General features: G+C 71.7%; 2 protein-coding genes. One reads left to right on the top strand and one right to left on the bottom strand.

Annotated features, from left to right (window positions below):
* Nucleotides 1-42: 42 nt before the first annotated feature.
* The gene (locus tag ACFWPJ_RS30675) at nt 43-1,167 is read right to left on the bottom strand and encodes a PQQ-dependent sugar dehydrogenase (protein ID WP_378856683.1); all 1,125 of its coding nucleotides are present in this window, start codon (nt 1,165-1,167) and stop codon (nt 43-45) included.
* A 91-nt stretch (nt 1,168-1,258) separates the two neighbouring features.
* Between ACFWPJ_RS30675 and ACFWPJ_RS30670 the strand changes: the two genes are divergently transcribed.
* Nucleotides 1,259-2,101, top strand: a complete 843-nt coding sequence (locus ACFWPJ_RS30670) for a DoxX family protein (RefSeq protein WP_378856681.1) — start codon at nt 1,259-1,261, stop codon at nt 2,099-2,101.
* The last annotated feature ends 234 nt before the right edge of the window (nt 2,102-2,335 follow it).

The raw sequence follows: 2,335 nt of genomic DNA, 5'->3' as shown, positions 1-2,335 counted from the left end.
CGTACCCGGTGAGTTACCCATGTACGTGCGAGACCACTACTCCTAGTCGGGACCGCCCGCGCCGCCTTGGGGTGGCGGGATGCGCACGACGCGGTCGTCGAATTCGCCCGGTTGGCCGTCGGTCTTGTTGGTCGTGGTCACCCACACGCTGCCGTCGGCGCTGGCCGAGGCGCCCAGGAGCTTGCCGTATTTGTCCTGGGCGATCAGGGTGGGCGCGGTGGTGACGGCGAAGGTGTTGGGGTCGGCGCCGACCGCGGCCAGCGCCTTGCCCTCGCCGAGAGCCACGGCGACGCCGTCACCGGTGGCGGTGCAGCCGCCGACGCCCGGACGATCAGGCCAGGTCCAGGAGACGGTCAGCGTGCCGTCGGCGCCCAGGTGCTGGAGCCGGTCCTCGGCGGCGGTGCGGTCGGTGACCCACATGCCGTTCTTGCCGTCGCGGCACAGGTCACCGGCCGAACCGATGCCCGAGGCGACGACCTGCGGAATGTTGGTGCCCGACGACGGTGACTCCAGGCGCAGCACCTTGCCACCGAGCGAACCGGGATCGGCCGCCGCGCCGGGGTTTCCGGCATCGCCGGTGAGTACCAGCAGCTGGGTCGGCGTCGCCCATTCGATGGCGCCGCGATTCCCGGTGGCGCCCTTGGGGATTCCGGTGAGGATCTCCTTGGGCGCGCCGCCGTTCTTGGACAGCCGGACCACCCGGTTGTCGCTGCCGGTGGTGATGTAGGCGTACATCAGCCCGTCCTCGCCGAACGTGGGGGACAGCACGATGTCGGAGATGCCGCCGTCACCGGAACCGTCGACCGCCACGCTGGCGACCTCCACCGGCGTCTCCTGCGGCGTGCTCGCGTCGACCGGGGTCACCTGCAGGATGCGGCCGGTGCGCCGCTCGGCCACCAGCGCGCCGTCGCCGACCGGGATCAGCCCGGCCGCCGAGTCCAGGCAGGTGGCGATGACGTTCGGATCGGGGTCGATGCACGGACCGGTCGGCCGCGGCACCTGCGACGGCGAGTCCTGCGGTTTCTTCGGCTCCGCGTTGGACCCGCCCAGCGACGGCTCGGTGGTGAACGGGCTCGACGCCGACTCGTCGAACCGGGCGCACCCGGCGACCAAGACGGTGCCCAGCGCCAACCCGACTGCCACGCGGCCCGCGAATACCGAACTCATGCCAGAGACGTTACCGGCAGTCGAGCGGGGCTGACACGCCTGATGCGAGGAAGAGCGGCGTACCACGACAGCGCGTCATAAGGTGACACCCGTGAGCGAGAAGTCGAATGACACACCGCAGGCCGACGGGTCGTCGCAGACCGGACCGGCCGCGTCGTCGGCGGGTCGCCCGGTGACCAGCCCCTACGATTCGCCGACGACACAGATGCCGAAACCGGATCTGCACAAGGATATTCCGCGCACCGACGACGACCTCGGGCTCGACCCCGAGGTGCCCACCGCGAGCGCGGCGCAGACGGAAGGCGGTGGCGACGCCGGCTACGGCTACGCCTCGATCCCGCCCGCGGCCGCGGCCTCGGCGGGCGCCGTGCGCCTGCAGCGCCGCAACCGGGAACCCCGCCGCGGCACCCTCGACCTCGGCCTGTTCGTGCTGCGCCTGGTCGTCGGCTACACCTTCATCTACCACGGCCTGCAGAAGCTGACCGGCTGGTTCCACGGCCCCGGCCTCGACGGCACCAAGACCATGATGGAAAGCGGTGGCTGGGACTACCCCGCGCTGGCGACGGCCCTGGTGATCGCCGGTGAACTGGGCGGTGGCATCCTGCTCGTCCTCGGCCTGGCCACCCCGCTCGCCGCGGGCGCCGTGCTCGCCACGATCCTGAACGCGTGGATGTTCAAGCAGGGCCTGGTCCCCGGCTTCCAGTACAACGCCTCGACCCCCACCGGCGTCGAGCTCGACTCCATCCTGGTCGGCGCGTCCCTCGCGATCATCCTCACCGGTCCCGGCCGCTGGTCTCTCGACCGCGCCCGCGGCTGGGCCACCCGCCCCGCCTGGGGCTCGGGCACCGTGGTCCTGCTCGCCGTCGCCGCCGCGATCGCCACCTTCTGGTTCCTCCACGGCGGCAACCCTTTGAAGGGGATCGGCCCGTTCTGATCCGCCTCCCGGGTTTCTGGCCGGGTTGAGGGGCACGGGGAGTTGGTGATGCGGCCGACGGTGGTGTGGTGGCTGCGATGGGGCCGGACCTGGTTTCACCGGTGAGAACGGACGCCTGCTCTCGCGAGGACATGGGTAACTCCTCGGGTACGGGCCGACTCGACAACAAGCGCGGGGGGGGGGGGGGGCGGCGGCCCCCCCCCCCCCCCCCGCCTCGGCCACCAACCCGACGCT

Source organism: Nocardia sp. NPDC058497 (assembly GCF_042720195.1).
In the GTDB taxonomy this organism is placed as follows: Bacteria; Actinomycetota; Actinomycetes; order Mycobacteriales; family Mycobacteriaceae; genus Nocardia.
Note: the sequence above shows the minus strand (reverse complement) of the source record. Positions and strands in the feature narration are given on the sequence as shown.